Genomic DNA, 17,486 nt, shown 5'->3' with positions numbered 1-17,486 from the left:
TCTCAATTTTTTTTGATATTTATCAAATTATTTTTACCATCTTCATTATATAGAGCAATCCCTTCATGGCAACAAAAAATCCTTACTCTTGATGCGGATTGACCAATTTTCGTCTACTTTGATGTAGTGTTGCCGTGCTACAAAAGCAATAAATCATAATTCAGAGTTATCATTTGTAACAAATGTAATGCGTTTGATAGGCACATACATAACTGGAGGAGAAACGCAGATACAAAAACAGCACCTCGAAAAGTGCTGTTAGAAGATTGCCGCTATGTCGCTTGAAGGCGTTATGCGTCTTTAAATGCCTTCATCGTTTGAAGGTGGTGAGAAATTTTCTTAAACTTATGTGTCTGAGTATCATCCCAAATGATCCGGTAATACGCCTCCAACTCCGCCGCTGTTTGTGAATTATCGTGGACTTCGTCCTCTTTTGACAGTATCACTAAACAACGCTCTTTGTTCTTCGTACGGAACTGCTCAACACACTTAGTTGCAATGTCTTCATATTCTTCAGGACGGTCAATGCGGCTAGCCATATTGTTCTCTGGGTGTAAATTGGGGTTAAAAATCACCTGCTTAATACCGCATAGAAACCCAACTCGTTCAGACCAATAGCCACCTAGGCCTACGCCACAAATGAGTGGATTTGGGTCATCTGACTGCTCAATCACTTTCGACACTTCTTTCAATAAGTGCTGCATGTCGTGCTTCGGGTGAAGTGTACTGTAGTTAATGAAACGAACGTCATCATCAATAAATTGCAATTGAAGCACTTTTTCGTGGTTACCTGGGCTTGTGCTATCAAAGCCGTGCAAGTAAATAATCATGTGTACCTCTCCCTGTATGCTGGCACTTAACGTTAAACTACCACTATTTCCTCATGGTTAAAGGAGAAAACGCCATCAGTTCTCAAAACAGTGATCTTCCAAACATAATAAGTCTTTAAACTCATGTGCACTGTTCAAGTATTGTTCATCATTCCACAATTTGTAGGCGAGTAAATACCATAACATTGCCATGACCATCGTTCTAGGACGCCATGCTTGAACACCTTTCAACCAAATAGAAACATTTTTTAATTGGCGAGTTTGACAATACTGTGCCACACCTTGCTCGATAGGCACCTCTGCTAATTGCAAAATAAGCGCAAGGTCAAGTCTTGGGTCGGCAAGCCCTGCGTATTCCCAATCAATGACCTTAACACCATTATCGCCTCGGACAAGGTTGTAACAACCAAGATCAAAATGACAAAGTGCCAATGGAATGGGCTCTATACTCGGCTCGGTTCGCCATTTGTGATACAGCGCTTCAAACACTGTCCCCGTATACCTCCCACAAAGCTCAAGCCAATAATGATCAACCCGAGATAGGTAAGAGAAAGGGACGAGAGGGATTGTCTGACACGGATATTGATGAATGGCTACTGCGATCGGCAGTAACTCATCCAACTCAATGCCTGGCTTAGTGATCGTCTCTCCATCAAGCCATTCAACCAACAAGCCTTGTTCATGCAAAAATGCTGGCTTAGGGCCAAGATTTAATGGTGAGATAGCATTAAGAACTTGATGTTCATTATGACGAGAAATAGCAAAGGCTTTGCACACATGACTGGTTGGCCGCCAAACATAAGCAAAACCTTGTGAGCACTCCAATCGCCAACAACGATTGGTTAACCCTCCAGTGACAATCTGTACTTTCACTGGAGGTACCGTGAAGAAGCCATCGAGCGCATTAAGGCTCGGATCCAACTGTTTCGCTTGTTGCCAAGAAAACCACGCCATCAACCACTCCTCCACGTTGCGCCATACGACCTAATTAGAGGCCAAATAAACTTTTAGACTGTTCTTTTCTAATTTCAGTTTCGTCTGCCCACTCAATTAAACCTGTTTCTAGATCCATCAAGCGCATAGTCATCTTGTAGTAAACGTCTTTATTACTACCCGCGTTTTTCACGATACTCGACAAATTACCGTAAAGCATGTACTGCGCGCCAACCATTTTACCAAACTGAATGGCCGTACTTTGATTTACGAGTTCATCATTGTTTTGAAAGTTAAGCTGCTCACGAACGGACTCGACGCGAGCCATATCAACAAAACGGAACTTACCAGAGTTAAGCATTTTGGTAGAAATCGTATCGGTAATCGATTCGGTATCAATATGCTCACTTGTCTTGTTCTTTATACGTTCAACAAAAACAATAGGACGCTGGTCACGAGTAATAGCCGCGACAGAACCTGACATCATCATGCTGTCGACCATATCTCCAGCAATTTTTTGTAGATCCGTCGAACCAAAATCGATGGTGGTGGTTTCTGTCGCCTGCGCATCGCCGTAAGAGACTTTGTTTGAACACCCTCCCAAAATTACGGCGAGACCCAAAAGAGCAATAATACTTTTTTTCATGAAAGTTCCTTAGTTGTATTTTCGCAGCATCGCCGCCGAAATTTTAATTATCTTGAGCTTCTCTGATTTGAACTCGGAATTGAGTGCCGTTTGGATTCACCGTCACCTCAGAAAGTGTCACTTGTTCATATCCACGTACGATCATCTTGCGCCAAGGGCCAGAGTTGGTGTTTACTTCCAGACCATTGTTGTCGTACCAATAGAAGCGATAAAGAATATGTTGGTCCGCTTTGTAGTTGCTACTCAACTGCACTATACCTCTTGGACGGTCATCCACATAGGTTGTGATTATGTTGTCGACCAACAAACGGCTGCCCAACACATTGTTATTAAAAAATACATTTTGTGTTTGCCCGTCGATTCGAATACCGGCCGTATTATCTGCACATCCGATTAAACCGATAATCACTGCCAAGCTAATAAACCACGCTTTCATTACAATCTCCCTAATTGCTTGTGCCACACCGTCGAATGCGTTCCCTGACGAGAAACCCAAACCAAGGTTGTTTGCTGCATTGGCACTTCAAACTGATATACCTTATCGCCAATATCTAGGCGCTGCTTTCCTGGCTTAACGACTTGAGAGGCAGTTTTTACCTGCGCAGGTAGCGTCTGCCAACTTCTCGTATCTGGCTGCTCTGTTAATGTATTCCAAACGTTAAACAGCAGATTGCCAACGTCATCTCCCTGTGCTGCCTCTTTCCTGATGCGGTCTTTGGTCCAAACACGTATCGCTTGACGAATGACGATACTGGCTAAGCGCTCTTGCAAATCATTCTGTGCCATCGCATTAACATCCACCAGCGTGCTTGCAGGCAAAGGCTTTCCGTTAAGCGTCATATCTGTAAAAGTTTGCAATCCACTTTTGGGGTAATAAGGTAACGCTAAAGAGTAAATCGCCCCATCACCGCGACTATCGTAAATCGGCAAGTCAATTCGCCATCCCTGCAATGCCTCTACCACACCTTGTTCATCAATAATGATCACTCTGCCTTGAGATTTGCTCAAAGTGGATGGTGCCCTACCGTAGCGTTTTTCCAGCAAACGCAGGTCTTGTCGCATACCCAATTTCTTTGCTGCATACATCGTACTTTCAATGACCTGCTTGTTATCGGGCATAACCGCTAAAGCTCGTCGATAGTCAACATACGCACTATTCAAATCTCGTGATGCTTCGTAGAGTAAACCTGAAAGATAGAATAAGTAGCCGTTTTGTACCGCACTCAGCGTTTTGCCTGCATCCGGGTAGTTGGCAAGCACGCTCCCTAAGTCAGTCAAAACACCTTGGTTTTTAAGGTCTTTTTCTGCCTGTTTAAGTTGCTTCTCACGTGCTTTTCTCGCCTCTTCCTGAACTAGGTTGGCACGACGCACTTCGACTAAAGCCCCTTCAAGATCATTCTTCTGTAAATAATTTAGACCGAGGTATAAATGCAAAAAGCCGAGTTCATAATCGGCGGGTTGATATTCATTTAAATTGTCGTTAACGGCAAGCGAACCAATACTGGTGACCGTTTCGGTTGCTGAAATAGTGGCGCGTTCTTGTTGCTTACGCACGGCACGTTCACTGACTTCTAATGCGCTTAAGCTGGTGGGGTAATCTTGAGCAAGAAAAGAGACTCTGCCGTGCTCAAAGTTGCCAAGTATGTCGCCTCCGGCATCACTCGATTGAAGTTGCTCAGCTTTGGCATATTCGCCAGCAACGACAGCCTGATAGATTTCTTTATTTTGATCGCTGTAATGACTGAACAAGTTGCCTGCGGAAAAATTCGCGCACCCAGTAGTAAGTAGGGACCAGCTAATCAATCCAAATAGCTTCACACCATATTTCACATTTATCTCCACAAATGTGTAATCTGACCGGAATGAAAAAGTGGATGAAGAGGCTTCATCCACCTCTTAATAATTAACTTAATACCATTGGGCCTAAAGGGCGGCCGCCCAATAAATGCATATGAATATGATAAACCTCCTGCCCACCATGGGAGTTACAATTAACGATCAAGCGGTAGCCATCCTCATCAATGCCCTCTTCTTTCGCCAGTTTTCTTGCAACGGTAAACAAGCGTCCCATCATCGCTTCATCTTCTGCTTCCACATCATTTGCTGTTGGAATCAGCTTGTTAGGAATGATAAGAATATGGCTTGGCGCACGTGGGTTGATATCACGAAACGCGGTAACAAGATCGTCTTGATACAGTAATTCTGCTGGAATTTCTTTACGGATAATTTTGCTAAAGATGGTTTCTTCCGCCATGGGTACTCCATTTCATAAGGTGTGTAACTTATTTAGTATGCGTTAAGCCCAAAATGAGCTCAATAAAAAACAGTGTTCACATAACGTTATCAATATATATACTTATGGAGAAGCTTTTTTTGTCGAGTGCGTCATAAAACGTGCGCCTACAATTCCATAAAATCCAAAGACTTTTGTTACTTTTAAGAAAATTCTTATTTATTTTGCCATTTTTTGGGAGAGGACGCTCATTTATGCGAGGTTCAGTTATTAAACGGATGTATGCAGGCTTCACGCTGATCATCATCCTATTTGCTATTACGATTGCTATTATGATGGGAGGCATGAACGATATTCATGGAAAATTTGAGAATGTCTCCACATCATCCCTGCCGCTAGTCTCTTTATCTAACCAAACCAGCGTCGAGCTTCTTTCTGCCGACAAGTCATTTAAGGACTTTCTAACGACCGAAAATAAACAACGTATGGATGAAATGCGTCAGGGTTTTGTCAAATCTGAACAACAATTTAAAGCCACTCTGAGTCAACTCGAGGTTGCTAGCCAAACCTATCCTTCCCTAGCCGAACCTTTTTCTCAGCTTAAAGAACTTGAGCAAAGCTACTTTTCCGAAGCCAAGGAAGCCATGGACAACTACGAAGCGATGTTTGTTGCACAAGAAGAAGTGCAAAAGTCTTCTCGTCGCTTCCAACAACTGAACACAGAGCTTTCGGTTGGTCTGAAAGAGTTCGTGGCCGATCAATCCAGAATCTCTGTTAAAGTGATGGCAAAAAGCTATTTTATTAAGCTAAAAGATGCAGAAGTCATTACGTCAGATGCGTTAGCGAGCTCAAATCCAGAGTTTGTAACGCAAGCCGTAGCAAAAAACCGTAAGGCGGTAACTCATCTGAATTACGCATTCAACGGCTTGGTGGCTCAGTTGCCTGAACTTAAAGATGTGTTCGGTGAGTCTGTCGACCAATTTACCCGTGACGTGGGTATGCGTGGTGGTGTGTTAGACCAACACAACAACTACCTATCTGCACGAGCAGCACTTTACAATAACATTGCCAACCTCGCCGCTAAAGTCGACTCTAGTATGTCAATACTGGAGCATTTTACTACTACAGCAACAGAGCAATTGAATGAATCACTCGCAGATGCAGGAAATATTTACTCACAAGGTGTGACGAAAGCCATCGTGATTGGCGTGGTGGTGGTACTGCTTGCTACCGCAATTGGTTACCATATCGCTCACAGTGTTCGAGAACCACTTACACGCATTCTAACAGTGCTCGAAAGTCTTGCTAAAGGTGACATGACACAGCGTATCGACATTCGTTACAACAACGAATTCAGCCGCGTCAGTGGTCACATCAACACGCTTGCCGACAATCTGCATAATATTCTAGTGAAGCTTAATGATGCGTCTGAGAATCTCGCCTCGACAGCCACTAGCAATGAATCAACTTCATCTCAAGCGCAGTCCAAGCTTAATGCGCAGCGAGCTCAGACAGCAAGTGTTGCTGCAGCAATGACAGAAATGTCCAACTCGGTCCAAGAAGTTGCTCAAAGTGCGCAAGGCTCATTAGAGATGGTTCAACGTGTAGAATCCGCTTCTGACCAAGGCAGAAATGTCATGAGCAGCAATATCTCTACCATTAACCAGCTTGAAGCCCGCCTGAATGAATCCGTCTCCGCCGTTTCTGAACTCCAAAAAATGAGCGGTCAAATTGGGTCAATTCTCGATGTAATCCGAAATATCGCGGAGCAAACCAACTTGCTTGCCCTCAATGCTGCGATTGAAGCCGCGCGTGCTGGAGAACAAGGACGTGGGTTTGCTGTTGTGGCAGATGAGGTTCGCGTACTTGCATCCAAGACCACCCAATCCACGACTGAGATTGAGTCGATGATTAGCAACCTACAAGCAAGGTCGTTATCTGCAAATCAAGTGATTCAGAGTTGTATGAATGACATGGAGATGTCTGTCGAGCAAGCATCAAAAGCCAATAGTTCAATGGAAGATATCCAAGCACTGATTATGGAAATCAGTCAAATGAGTACCCACATTACCCATGCGGCTGCTGAACAAAGTGCCACATCTGCCGATATCGCTCGTAATATTGAAGATATCAATCACATCGCAGATGAAAGCTACCAAGCCATGACGAGCATCGCACAAACCAACGAGTCACTGACTCAGCTTGCACATCAACAAAATGAATTGGTCCATCAATTTAAGCTTTAGTATAACTATGGTTAATTAGGCTATTTCTGCCAACCGACTGTTGAAGGGTGACTTTTTATAGAGTCACCCTTGTTTTTTTACGGCCTTGTCTACATATGGTAATTATGGCCTGCTCATCCATTAACTTACTCTGTTGGAGCAAGCCAAATAAGAAGGAAAACCTATGGCTGTTCATGTTGGTATTATTGATCAAGATCCCGTGAGATTGATCACTCCTCTATTAGATAATCGTACTATCAGTACCCATATCGTGTTTATTGGCGACAAAAGCCAAGAAGGCGTATATCACCGACTGAGTACGGTACTAGAACAGCGAGAAATCACCTCTGAGTTTTTTGAGATTCCTTCTGTGGTCAATACCTCTCTTATTAAACAGTCCATTCAAGCACTGGCACAGGATTTACATAACCGAGGGTTAGAAGTCAAACTCAACGCAAGCTGCGGTCTGCGACATCGACTTCTTTCTGTGTACGAGGTGTTCCGTACTTACCATTGGCCAATCTTTGTTGTGGAACCAAATAGCGACAAACTTTGCTGGCTATACCCTGATGGCAAAGACGATACGCAAGTAGAAGATCACATTACCATCTCCGATTACCTGACTATTTTTGGTGCGAGTGGCGAATTCCACCACATCGACCTTCCTCCTCAGCTAGACCAAAAACTGTACGAGCTTGGGGAGCGTTGGGCATCGAACGCGTTAGAGCTTGGCCCAGGCCTTGCGACGCTGAACTATCTAGCAACCACTTGTCGCAAAGAGCAAAAGTTGGATGTTGAACTTTCTGAGAAGCAACAAGGCTACCGCGAGTTGAACATGCTGCTGACCGATTTGGTCGAAGCGCAAATAGCGACCTACGAAAACGGGGTACTCACCTTTTCTGATGAAGATGCACGCCGTTTCTCGAATGGTGAATGGTTAGAGACGCTAGTTCACAGCACGGTTAAGCAAATTCAAGACACCATGCCAACGATTCAAGACCGTTCTTTGAATGTGCAGGTTTATCGCAAACTCGGAGAAAGCGAAGTTCGTAATGAACTTGATGTTGCGACCGTCGTTAACAACAAACTGCACATCATTGAATGTAAAACCAAAGGCATGCGTGACGACGGCGATGATACGTTGTACAAGCTAGAATCACTGCGTGATCTATTAGGCGGCCTACAAGCTCGAGCAATGCTCGTGAGCTTCCGCCCGTTACGTCATAATGATATTACACGTGCAGAAGATTTGGGCTTAGCATTGATTGGCCCGGATGAACTGAAAGATCTCAAAACGCATCTGAGTGCGTGGTTCAAAGCCGCAGGCGGCTCTGACGAAATCTAACCATTTGAGTTCAAATAAAAAAGCAGCGTTCTCGCTGCTTTTTTATTGCACGTAATCAGGCAAAATAAGATTCTGCAGATAGAAAAAACCAGAGGCGAGCCTCTGGTTTTTTCCCGTTTGATTAAATGCCAATTAAGTTGTACTTAAAGCATCTTACGAGCCGCTTCTACTACAACTTTAATTGAGCGAGCTTCCGTTTCTTTCAGCGTTGAATGATCTGGAATCTCTTTTTGTGTACGGTTGATAATGACCCCCGCCACACAACCTGCTTTCAAACCTGAGCTTGCACACATAGTTAGCAACGTTGCAGACTCCATTTCGAAGTTCAAAACGCCCATGTCTTGCCACTCTTGCATAGAGCCTTGGAAGCGCTTAACCACACGACCAGAGAAAGTGTCGTAACGCTCTTGGCCTGGGTAAAAAGTATCACTTGAAGCTGTCACCCCCATATGAACGGTAGCACCAGACTCTTCAACTGCTGCTTTCATCGCTGCTGCAATTTCGAAGTCTGCTACTGCTGGGAACTCCATTGGAGCAAAATGTAGGCTCGCGCCATCTAGACGAACGGATCCGGTCGTTACAATCATATCGCCTACATTTACGTTTGGTTGAATAGCACCTGTCGTGCCAACTCGTAGGAAAGTGCGAACGCCAAGCTGCGCTAACTCTTCAACCGCGATAGAAGTCGATGGGCCACCAATACCTGTAGAACAAACCACCACAGGCTTACCATCTAACTCTGCACGGTATAGTGTGTATTCTCGTTGACTTGCTAGGAATACTGGGTTGTCCATTTGTTCTGCGATTTTTTGAACGCGTGCCGGATCACCAGGGATGATAGCAAGAGTCGCACCATTAAGATCGGCTTCAGTAACACCTAAGTGGAAGACAGCTTGAGACATAAGTCGCTCCTTTTTGGCTTATTTTGTAAACAATAAGCTCATTAATAAGTTGTTGGGTACAGAAGCACTGTAGCGAACCTTTTGTTAATATTGAGTGATCACAGTCACAATGAAACAATGTAATAAACTTAAACTTTCAAATAAAATCGGATCAAGTCACACTTTGTGAGCAGGGACGTCATTTTGTTGCACCCAATTTGTTGCATAGAAAATGACGCCCTTTAAATTCAATCATCCAAGAGTCCAGTGTGTTTCGTAACCAATAAAAAACCAAGACAATGAGCACCTCGGGCTAATATTTAAGTTATTGAACTTGCTTAGATTTAAAGCGAAGCAGTCTTAATGCATTCAATGTAACTAGCGCAGTTGCGCCACTATCAGCCAATACCGCTACCCACAACCCTGTGATACCTAACAAACTAGTCACCAAGAACACGCCTTTCAGACCAAGCGCTAATGCGACGTTCTGATGAATGTTGTTTAAAGTAGCTCGTGAAAGTTCGATCATTACCGGAAGTTCGACCAAGCGGTTGTGGGTGAGCGCTGCGTCTGCGGTTTCTAACGCAACGTCAGTACCACCGCCCATTGCAATACCAATACTCGAGGCCTTCATCGCTGGAGCATCGTTGATACCATCACCGACCATTGCAACGGTGTGGCGACCAGAGAGCTGCTCGACATAATGGACTTTATCAGCAGGCAGCAAACTTGCTTTGTAATCCAGACCTATTTGATCCGCAATAGACTCGGCACTTCGAGGATTGTCACCCGTTAGCATGATGGAAGAGATACCCAGTTTCTTCAGCGCTGCGACGGCTTGCTCCGCATCTTCGCGTAATGTATCTTGCCAAGCAATCACACCCAACACATCATGATCATAACGTGCAATAACGACGGTTTTACCCTGTTCTTCCAGTTTGGCCACTCGCTGCTCGATCTCCTGCGATAATGGAAAATCCGCCTTTGAAGGTGAGATCACTTGCACCAGTTTGCCTCCTACCATACCGGTAACACCAGAGCCCACCTGTGCGGTTTTGTCTGTTGCTTCAGGGATAGTAATACCTTGCTCTTGCGCTTTGTTCACCAACACGACCGCCAATGGGTGACTAGAACCGATTTCAATTGCAGCCGTGAGACTTAATAGATGATCTTCACTCACACCCAATGCGACGACATCCGTGACTTGTGGTTTACCTTGTGTCAACGTTCCGGTTTTATCGAATGCTACCGACTCAACTCGACCAAGTAATTCGAGTGCAGCCCCGCCTTTGATCAATGCGCCACGCTTTGCGGCAGCCGCCAAACCAGAGGTGATCGCCGCTGGCGTTGAGATCACCAAAGCACATGGACATGCAATCAATAACAATGCTAATCCTCGATATACCCAGGTTTCCCATGGCTGCGCAAACAGCAAAGGAGGAGTGATGATGACGAGCAGTGATACCAGCATCATTAAAGGCGTATACCAGTGGCTAAATTTGTCTAAAAAACGTTCAAGAGGTGCTTTACGCGATTCCGCTTCTTCAATCAGATGTAAGATACGATCAATGGCATTTTCGCCGTGGCGTGAAGTGACTTGAACTTGAACCACTTTGTCAACGACCACAGCGCCAGCCATGATTTTACCGCCAGCACCATGTTCAACAGGAACCGATTCTCCGGTTAGCGCACTTTCATCAAAACTTGCAGCAAGAGTCAGCAGTAGGGCATCAGCAGGCATACGACCACCGGGGGCCACTTCAATCACGTCACCGGGTTGAAGTTGTGAGGCTGGCACTTCTTTGCGCTGTCCTCCGACCATTAGCGTGGTGTTTTCTGGCACCAGATCCATCAGAGCCTGTACACCACTTCGAGCGCGAGAGGATGCGTACGCTTCTAACTTTTCACCAATAAGGAAAAGCAATAACACCATCGCCGCTTCTGCGGTTTCACCAAGATACAGCGCACCAAGTGCAGCAACACTCATTAACGTCTCAATGGTAAACGGGGTTCCGCTACGAGCCAGTTTAACCGCCTTCAGCGCAACGGGATACAACCCAAGTAAACAGGTCAACGTAAAGATCCATGTACTTAACTGCGGTTCAAAATCTGAAATAATGCCTGCAAATGCCATTGCACCTGCTATAGAGAGAATCTGAATATTGTCTTTAATGATGCCAAACCAACCTTTATTTTCCATTTTTTGTTTAGGGGCATCAGTCGAACTCAGGGGAAAACCAGTTTGTAGGGCAGTCTGTTCTATCGCCGATGCAAGAGCATGATTGTCAAAATCAACAACCAGCTTTTCCGTAGCAAATAGTACTTTGACATGGACGACACCTTCGACAGAAGCGACCGCTTTTTCAAGTTTTCGTGCGCACGATGGGCAGTCCATACCAGAGACTAGCCAACTATTGCGAACTGACGATTTGACGGGTTCGGCAGAGCCTTCTTCATCAGCGGGATCGGGACTGCAACTGCCGCCACCGCTGCAACAAGAATCCCCAGAGGCAGTCACGCTTGCTTGAGAAATTGTCAACGTAGGTTTTGCAGGTGAGCAGCAAGAGTCAGCTGCACTAATTGGCACCGCTGTTTTGATTTTGCCTGATTGGCAACCTTGATGTTTAGTACACATAGTTCGCTTTCCTTATTAGTAATAACACTTTACCTACAGATAAGGATAAACCTTAGAGTTAGGTCTAAGGTCAAGCATCAATTACATGAATATAGCAAACTAATTATCGTTTTTTTCTTCAACCGCCGCTGCAATTTCTTCAATCAACATCGCATCATGGGAACAGAATGGAGAAGTAATTACGCAGGTCATCGCCGGATCATCTTCCACCAACTCTTCGCCAAAATTCTGCATCAAATCTTTAATGTGCTTGTTCAACACAACCAAAGCCAAAACACCGAATATAACGGTACCCACAGCTTGTCCATAAAGCACGCCAAGTGCGCCATACCACTGTGCGCCGAAGTAAACAAAAGGCAGCGTGCCAAGCGTTGCTTTCCCCAAATTCAATGCGGTTGAGTACAACGGCCGACCCAAATTGTTAAACGAGGTATTCGCCACAAATAAGGTTCCGTTGAAAACAAAACTAATCGCTACGTAAGTACAGAAAGCGGCGACGATGATCGCTGCATCACCAGTAAGGCTGAACATCGTAACAATGTAATCTTGCAACAGATAAAGCAAGAGACATACCGCCAGAGTGTACACCGTTGTGACAAACAACGAATCGGTGAGCGTTTTCTTAACCCTATCTATGCGGTCTGCACCAAAATTCTGACCAATGATGGGCCCAACGGCACCTGACAACGCAAAAATTACAGCAAAACAGACGGGGGTTAGACGACCTATCACCGCAAATCCTGCAACAAAGCCTTCACCAAATTGAGCGATGTAGGTGGTTACTATCGCGTTGCCAATCGGTGTGGCGGTGTTAGTGATAATGGCAGGGATAGCGATCGCCAAGATAGTTTTGAGGTGACTTCTAACAAAATTAAAACGAGGAAAAGCAACCAATTGATGCACTTTCACCAAAGGGTAGAAGGAAACGGCGAATACGGTAAAGCGTGCAATCACCGACGCAGCAGCAGCACCTTCGACGTTCCATTTAAAAACAAAGATAAATAACGGATCAAGAATCGCATTGATGATGCCACCCGATAACGTCGCCCACATGGATCGCTTTGCATCGCCAGCAGCACGAAGTCCCGCACCCGCAGACATACCGAGTGCGAGTATTGGTGCGCTTGGCAAAAGAATGTGGAGGTAAGCTTGTGCACGCTCAGCAGTCACTCCCTTTGCACCGATAGCGGCTAATAACTCTGGAATGTGAATAAACATGCCAATGGTGATGACCACGCTGATCATAAAAGCGGTCAGCATGATACTACCGCTCATTAACCTCGCACGGTCAAGATCTCTCGCACCAATGGCTTTAGAAACGAGTGCCCCCATCGCAATAGAAGTGCCAATAGAGGCTGAGGTAGAGAAAAAAATTAACGTTCCAGCAAAACCAACCGCAGCAGCAAGTTCCACTTGTCCTAGCATACTGATGAACAGCATATCGAGTAAATCAACAACAAACAGTGCCATCAACCCCACCGAGCCAGCGCCGGACATCACCAAGATATGGCGCATGGTAGAGCCTTGAACAAACTTGGCATCTTGTGTGGACATATCCTTCCTTTACGACAAAAAGACGCCGAGGCGCCTTTCTATCTTATCTCTACATTGTTTTGCTTCTAAACGGGATGTTGGAAGCATTCATCTAGCGACTTTCCGATGGCCCTCAACACATCACGTCGAGTGATCATGCCAACAAGCTTCTCTGTATCATCCACCACTGGATACATTTTAGGTTTCCCCACCTTCATCATATCGGCCAACTCAATGATCGACATTTCTGGAGAGACGGACAACACATCTTTGTGCATGCATTCTTGAACCGTATGCGTATCCTGACAGTGGTAACTGGTTTTAATCAGTTCATCCAAAAGATCCTGCTCTGAGAGGAATCCAATGACTTTTTCATGCTCGTCGATAACAGGACCACCAAGAGTAACACTTTGCATCACCTTATTAAGCGCCGCCGTAAGCGACATACCTGCGGTGAAGGACACTGCTTGTAACGTCATGTAATCTTTTACTTTTAGTGAGTGCATTCTTAATCTCCTTATCGGCACGTTATTGCTGCCTTAAGATAAGTGTCGTCTAATTTCTTGATTTTACTAAATGGAAATTAGCAATTTTATTTATAGGCTTAGTCTATTGTTCTTTATCTGAATTGATACATAAGACGGAGCAATTAATACACCGCTGAATATTTATATAATGTAAAAGGCAAACCAAGTTAGGGGGAAATCGAAGAGTGTATAAAGCTTGAGCGCAAGTCGAGTCAGAGCTGCATCAGAATAAAAATGCGCACCATAAACAATTAGCTATGCAGAATGAAATAAAAAAGCCAGTCTCAAATTAGGCTGGCTTTAGACGTCTTAACAGGCGATTAAATTATGCGTTTTGCATCGCTTCTACGATATCACGAGCAACCGCTTCGGCCACTTTAATACCATCGATACCTGCAGATAGAATACCACCGGCGTAACCTGCACCTTCACCTGCTGGGAAGAATCCTTTTACGTTCACGCTTTGGAAATCCTTACCACGTTTGATACAAACTGGAGATGACGTACGTGTCTCCACGCCAGTTAGGAGACCATCTTCAGACGCAAATCCTTTGATCTTACGATCGAATGCTGGAATGGCTTCACGAATAGCTTCGATTGCAAACGCAGGTAGTGCTTTTGAGAGATCAGTCAACTTGATACCCGGAGTGAATGACGGTTCGACATCACCTAGTGCACTTGGATCGCGACCTTTTAGGAAATCACCGATTTTCTGTGCTGGTGCGTCGTAGTTCTCACCACCAAGTTTGTAAGCTCCTGATTCGAGTTCACGCTGAAAACGGATACCAGCTAGCGGATCACCTGGGTAATCCACTTCTGGTGAGATACCAACAACGATTGCACTGTTTGCGTTGCGCTCTGCACGTGAGTATTGGCTCATACCGTTCGTTACCACACGACCTTCTTCAGAGGTTGCCGCAACTACTGTACCACCCGGACACATACAGAAACTGTAAACCGTACGGCCGTTCTTACAATGGTGAACCAGTTTGTAGTCTGCTGCTCCAAGAATAGGGTGCCCCGCATTTTTACCAAAACGTGCTTCATCGATCATCGCTTGTTTGTGCTCGATACGAAAGCCCACCGAAAACGGCTTTGCTTCCATGTAAACACCGCGATCGTACAACATTTCAAACGTATCACGTGCACTGTGACCAACCGCTAACACAACGTGACGAGATTTAATCACCTCACCGTTTGATAATGCCACACCAGTGATTTGACCATCTTCCATATGCAGATCATCTACACGCGTACTAAAACGGATTTCACCACCTAGTTCGATGATTTTCGCACGCATCTTCTCGATCATCGTAACCAGTTTAAAGGTACCGATATGTGGCTTACTTACGTATAGGATTTCTTCTGGCGCGCCTGCTGCCACAAACTCTGTGATCACTTTACGACCGTAGAAGTTTGGATCTTTTACTTGGCTGTATAGCTTACCGTCCGAGAACGTACCAGCACCGCCTTCACCAAACTGTACGTTTGATTCAGGGTTTAGTGTGCGCTTGCGCCAGAAGCCGAACGTGTCTTTTGTACGTTCACGTACTTCTTTACCACGTTCAACAATGATTGGGTTGAAGCCCATTTGCGCGAGAACCAAACCCGCAAACAGACCACAGGGACCAAAACCAATCACCACTGGGCGCTCTGTTAGGTTCTCAGGTGCTTTCGCCACGAACTTGTATTCCATATCTGGCGTTTGACGAACGTGTGGATCTTTTTCGAACTTAGCTAACAGTGTAGATTCATCACCTTCAATGATGATGTCTAGCGTGTAAATAAGATGAATATTGGTTTTCTTACGAGCATCATAGCCGCGTCTAAAGACGTTAAAAGAGATAACTTTCTCAGCATCAATGCCAAGTTTGTTAGTAATCGCGTCGAGTAGCGCGCCTTCTTCATGATCCAGAGGAAGTTTAATTTCATTAATACGAATCATACTGATGTCTCGTTGTTGTCGGTGTCTTAGCCAACCCCCATTTCCCTCGTTAAATTTGAGGAACGTAATAGTGGTCAGCTCACAATGGCGCGCATTTTACGAGAAATTGGTTTGTCTGTCATACTAAATCCAAGTGGAGAGTCGGATTTAACATAGTGAATGTTGAATTTTGCCTTGGGATGAGTATCATCCCCATTCTTCAATTTTGACTAACTTAAGAGCGGATTATCATGGCGTTTGTCGTAACCGATAACTGTATCCAATGTAAGTACACTGACTGTGTCGCGGTATGCCCTGCAGATGCCTTCCACGAAGGTCCAAACTTTATGGTAATCAACCCGATTGAATGTATCGACTGTGGCTTATGTGTTGACGAGTGTGCAGCAGCGGCCATCTTCCAAGAAGATGAACTGCCGGACGGTCAAGAAATCTATAAAGAGCTGAACGCTGAGCTCGCAGAAATCTGGCCGGTACAAACGGAAGTGAAGCCTGCGATGGATGACGCGGAAAAGTGGAACGGTGTACCAAACAAGTTGGACATGCTAGAAAAGTAAGCGCATTAAAGCGAAAAAAGCGTAATGACCGAAATCGTTACGCTTTTTTTGTATCTGGTTCGTTAACTCAATTAGCTGTGTTGACGACGCATGTTGTCTAAAATGATACCCGTTGCCATAGCGACGTTCAGTGACTCGGCACCACCAAACGCCGGAATGGTAATTTTGTCCGTCACGTACTTAGATGCGGCTTCACGTACACCGTGAGACTCACTGCCCATCAACAAAATACCTTCTGCTGAGAATTCCGTCTTATGCACGCTGTCGCCTTCAAGGAAAGCGCCATACACTGGCAAGTTTGCGTCTTCTAAGTAGTTTGGTAAGTCCACAAGGCTCACTTGTACGCGGCCGAAACTGCCCATGGTCGCGCTGATGGTTTTCGGATTATAAGGGTCCGCACAATCTGTGCTCGCAATAATATGCTTAATGCCATACCAATCTGCTACGCGAATGATCGTACCTAAGTTGCCCGGATCAGAGACACCATCCAGTGCAATCATCAAACCTTTCGCCGGAGGTATTTTTACATTTGGAATTTCCACCACAGCGATTGCCGAATTGTTACTCACTAGTGTACTTGCTTTAGTAAGATCATCTAGCGATGCTTCGATGCAATCAAAACCATTTAGCTCTTGACGATGTTGTTCAAGAAATTCTGCCGTCGCAAAGATATGCTTTACGTTTAGTGCACTGTTTGCTAATTCCAGCACGTTTTTTTCACCTTGAACCAGAAATAAGCTGTGCGCTTTACGCTGCTTCTTTTGACCCAAAGCACGAAGCAGTTTTAGTTGGTTTTTTGAAATCATGAAATATCCCAGGAGAAAATGGTATGTACTTGAGAGCCAAATTATAGAATAAAGTAAAATGAACCAAAAGAGACGTCGAAAACGAAAAAAGCCTCGCTGTATAAGCGAGGCTTTTAAAGGTGATGCTTGCAACAACATATATTGCAGGCTTCATAAAGGGTGGGACCCCAGCCACATCCCGGCACACAAGTCACACGCTGCGGCTGCTTCCTTCCGGACCTGACCGAGTTCACGAGCTATTGTTGCGAGAGGACCAGAGCCCCATAATTCTGTTTTGAGAGCTGGTCTCAAATGATGTGAGGATTATTCAGTATCACCTCTCAGATTGCAAGAGCTAATGTGATGAATTTACTTTTTTCACACCCGTTTGAACAAAACTCGAACAATTCAAGG

15 protein-coding genes and 1 other RNA gene are annotated in these 17,486 nt (G+C 44.9%); 3 read left to right on the top strand and 13 right to left on the bottom strand.

Translation table 11 applies throughout. From position 1 onward, the window contains the following. Positions 1-290 precede the first annotated feature (290 nt). From ycfP to hinT, 6 genes are all read right to left on the bottom strand, one after another. On the bottom strand, positions 291-830 hold the full coding sequence (ycfP, locus tag AK965_RS04970; RefSeq protein ID WP_099078571.1) for an alpha/beta hydrolase YcfP: 540 nt from the start codon (positions 828-830) through the stop codon (positions 291-293). A 75-nt stretch (positions 831-905) separates the two neighbouring features. After that, positions 906-1,784: a thiamine kinase gene (gene thiK, locus AK965_RS04965; protein ID WP_099078570.1), complete on the bottom strand. Its 879-nt coding sequence runs from the start codon at positions 1,782-1,784 to the stop codon at positions 906-908. 34 nt (positions 1,785-1,818) lie between these two features. Then, entirely contained in the window at positions 1,819-2,409 is a 591-nt protein-coding gene (gene lpoB, locus AK965_RS04960) for a penicillin-binding protein activator LpoB (RefSeq protein ID WP_099078569.1), read from the bottom strand. A 43-nt stretch (positions 2,410-2,452) separates the two neighbouring features. Further along, positions 2,453-2,845, bottom strand: coding sequence for a YcfL family protein (locus AK965_RS04955; RefSeq protein WP_099078568.1), 393 nt, complete (start codon positions 2,843-2,845; stop codon positions 2,453-2,455). Further along, on the bottom strand, positions 2,845-4,239 hold the full coding sequence (locus tag AK965_RS04950; RefSeq protein ID WP_099078567.1) for a COG3014 family protein: 1,395 nt from the start codon (positions 4,237-4,239) through the stop codon (positions 2,845-2,847). The genes AK965_RS04955 and AK965_RS04950 overlap by 1 nt, the downstream gene beginning before the upstream one ends. A 73-nt stretch (positions 4,240-4,312) precedes the next feature. Then, entirely contained in the window at positions 4,313-4,663 is a 351-nt protein-coding gene (gene hinT / locus AK965_RS04945; protein ID WP_099078566.1) for a purine nucleoside phosphoramidase, read from the bottom strand. 233 nt (positions 4,664-4,896) lie between these two features. Here hinT and AK965_RS04940 point away from each other — a divergent pair, with 233 nt between their 5' ends. Both AK965_RS04940 and AK965_RS04935 read left to right on the top strand, forming a co-directional pair. Beyond that, positions 4,897-6,888, top strand: coding sequence for a methyl-accepting chemotaxis protein (locus AK965_RS04940; protein ID WP_099078565.1), 1,992 nt, complete (start codon positions 4,897-4,899; stop codon positions 6,886-6,888). 163 nt (positions 6,889-7,051) lie between these two features. Then, a complete protein-coding gene (locus AK965_RS04935; RefSeq protein WP_099078564.1) occupies positions 7,052-8,212 on the top strand; it encodes a DUF1887 family protein in 1,161 nt (386 codons plus the stop codon). Positions 8,213-8,355: 143 nt separating this feature from the next. On the opposite strand, the gene udp is transcribed toward AK965_RS04935, so the two are convergent. The 5 genes from udp to AK965_RS04910 all read right to left on the bottom strand — a co-directional run bounded on the left by udp (position 8,356) and on the right by AK965_RS04910 (position 15,733). Continuing rightward, positions 8,356-9,114, bottom strand: coding sequence for a uridine phosphorylase (gene udp / locus AK965_RS04930; RefSeq protein WP_099078563.1), 759 nt, complete (start codon positions 9,112-9,114; stop codon positions 8,356-8,358). A 304-nt stretch (positions 9,115-9,418) separates the two neighbouring features. Next, positions 9,419-11,728, bottom strand: a complete 2,310-nt coding sequence (locus AK965_RS04925) for a zinc/cadmium/mercury/lead-transporting ATPase (protein ID WP_099078562.1) — start codon at positions 11,726-11,728, stop codon at positions 9,419-9,421. A gap of 99 nt (positions 11,729-11,827) precedes the next feature. Next, positions 11,828-13,282 carry an MATE family efflux transporter gene (locus AK965_RS04920; protein ID WP_099078561.1) on the bottom strand — a complete coding sequence of 485 codons (1,455 nt, stop codon included), beginning with the start codon at positions 13,280-13,282 and terminating at the stop codon, positions 11,828-11,830. A 65-nt stretch (positions 13,283-13,347) separates the two neighbouring features. Continuing rightward, positions 13,348-13,767 (bottom strand): CBS domain-containing protein, encoded by a 420-nt coding sequence (locus tag AK965_RS04915; protein ID WP_099078560.1) that lies wholly within the window; start codon positions 13,765-13,767, stop codon positions 13,348-13,350. A gap of 346 nt (positions 13,768-14,113) precedes the next feature. Next, positions 14,114-15,733, bottom strand: a complete 1,620-nt coding sequence (locus AK965_RS04910; protein WP_099078559.1) for an NAD(P)/FAD-dependent oxidoreductase — start codon at positions 15,731-15,733, stop codon at positions 14,114-14,116. A 230-nt stretch (positions 15,734-15,963) separates the two neighbouring features. Between AK965_RS04910 and fdxA the strand changes: the two genes are divergently transcribed. Further along, positions 15,964-16,287 carry a ferredoxin FdxA gene (gene fdxA / locus AK965_RS04905; RefSeq protein ID WP_099078558.1) on the top strand — a complete coding sequence of 108 codons (324 nt, stop codon included), beginning with the start codon at positions 15,964-15,966 and terminating at the stop codon, positions 16,285-16,287. A 71-nt stretch (positions 16,288-16,358) separates the two neighbouring features. Here fdxA and AK965_RS04900 read toward each other — a convergent pair whose 3' ends face one another. Further along, the gene (locus AK965_RS04900) at positions 16,359-17,093 is read right to left on the bottom strand and encodes an RNA methyltransferase (RefSeq protein ID WP_099078557.1); all 735 of its coding nucleotides are present in this window, start codon (positions 17,091-17,093) and stop codon (positions 16,359-16,361) included. A gap of 162 nt (positions 17,094-17,255) precedes the next feature. Next, positions 17,256-17,352, bottom strand: an RNA gene (ffs, locus tag AK965_RS04895) — signal recognition particle sRNA small type. Between the last annotated feature and the right edge of the window lie 134 nt (positions 17,353-17,486).

Origin of the sequence: Vibrio sp. PID17_43, assembly GCF_002608565.1 — a bacterium.
Lineage (GTDB): Bacteria > Pseudomonadota > Gammaproteobacteria > Enterobacterales > Vibrionaceae > Vibrio.
Note: the sequence above shows the minus strand (reverse complement) of the source record. Positions and strands in the feature narration are given on the sequence as shown.

Bases quoted from the DNA above. Each gene is read 5' to 3' on its own strand.
- udp (WP_099078563.1), bottom strand. From the start codon at position 9,114: ATGTCTCAAGCTGTCTTCCACTTAGGTGTTACTGAAGCCGATCTTAAT.
- AK965_RS04900 (WP_099078557.1), bottom strand. From the start codon at position 17,093: ATGATTTCAAAAAACCAACTAAAACTGCTTCGTGCTTTGGGTCAAAAG.
- hinT (WP_099078566.1), bottom strand. From the start codon at position 4,663: ATGGCGGAAGAAACCATCTTTAGCAAAATTATCCGTAAAGAAATTCCA.
- AK965_RS04925 (WP_099078562.1), bottom strand. From the start codon at position 11,728: ATGTGTACTAAACATCAAGGTTGCCAATCAGGCAAAATCAAAACAGCG.
- AK965_RS04940 (WP_099078565.1), top strand. From the start codon at position 4,897: ATGCGAGGTTCAGTTATTAAACGGATGTATGCAGGCTTCACGCTGATC.
- fdxA (WP_099078558.1), top strand. From the start codon at position 15,964: ATGGCGTTTGTCGTAACCGATAACTGTATCCAATGTAAGTACACTGAC.
- AK965_RS04955 (WP_099078568.1), bottom strand. From the start codon at position 2,845: ATGAAAGCGTGGTTTATTAGCTTGGCAGTGATTATCGGTTTAATCGGA.
- lpoB (WP_099078569.1), bottom strand. From the start codon at position 2,409: ATGAAAAAAAGTATTATTGCTCTTTTGGGTCTCGCCGTAATTTTGGGA.
- AK965_RS04935 (WP_099078564.1), top strand. From the start codon at position 7,052: ATGGCTGTTCATGTTGGTATTATTGATCAAGATCCCGTGAGATTGATC.
- ycfP (WP_099078571.1), bottom strand. From the start codon at position 830: ATGATTATTTACTTGCACGGCTTTGATAGCACAAGCCCAGGTAACCAC.
- AK965_RS04915 (WP_099078560.1), bottom strand. From the start codon at position 13,767: ATGCACTCACTAAAAGTAAAAGATTACATGACGTTACAAGCAGTGTCC.
- AK965_RS04910 (WP_099078559.1), bottom strand. From the start codon at position 15,733: ATGATTCGTATTAATGAAATTAAACTTCCTCTGGATCATGAAGAAGGC.
- AK965_RS04920 (WP_099078561.1), bottom strand. From the start codon at position 13,282: ATGTCCACACAAGATGCCAAGTTTGTTCAAGGCTCTACCATGCGCCAT.
- thiK (WP_099078570.1), bottom strand. From the start codon at position 1,784: ATGGCGTGGTTTTCTTGGCAACAAGCGAAACAGTTGGATCCGAGCCTT.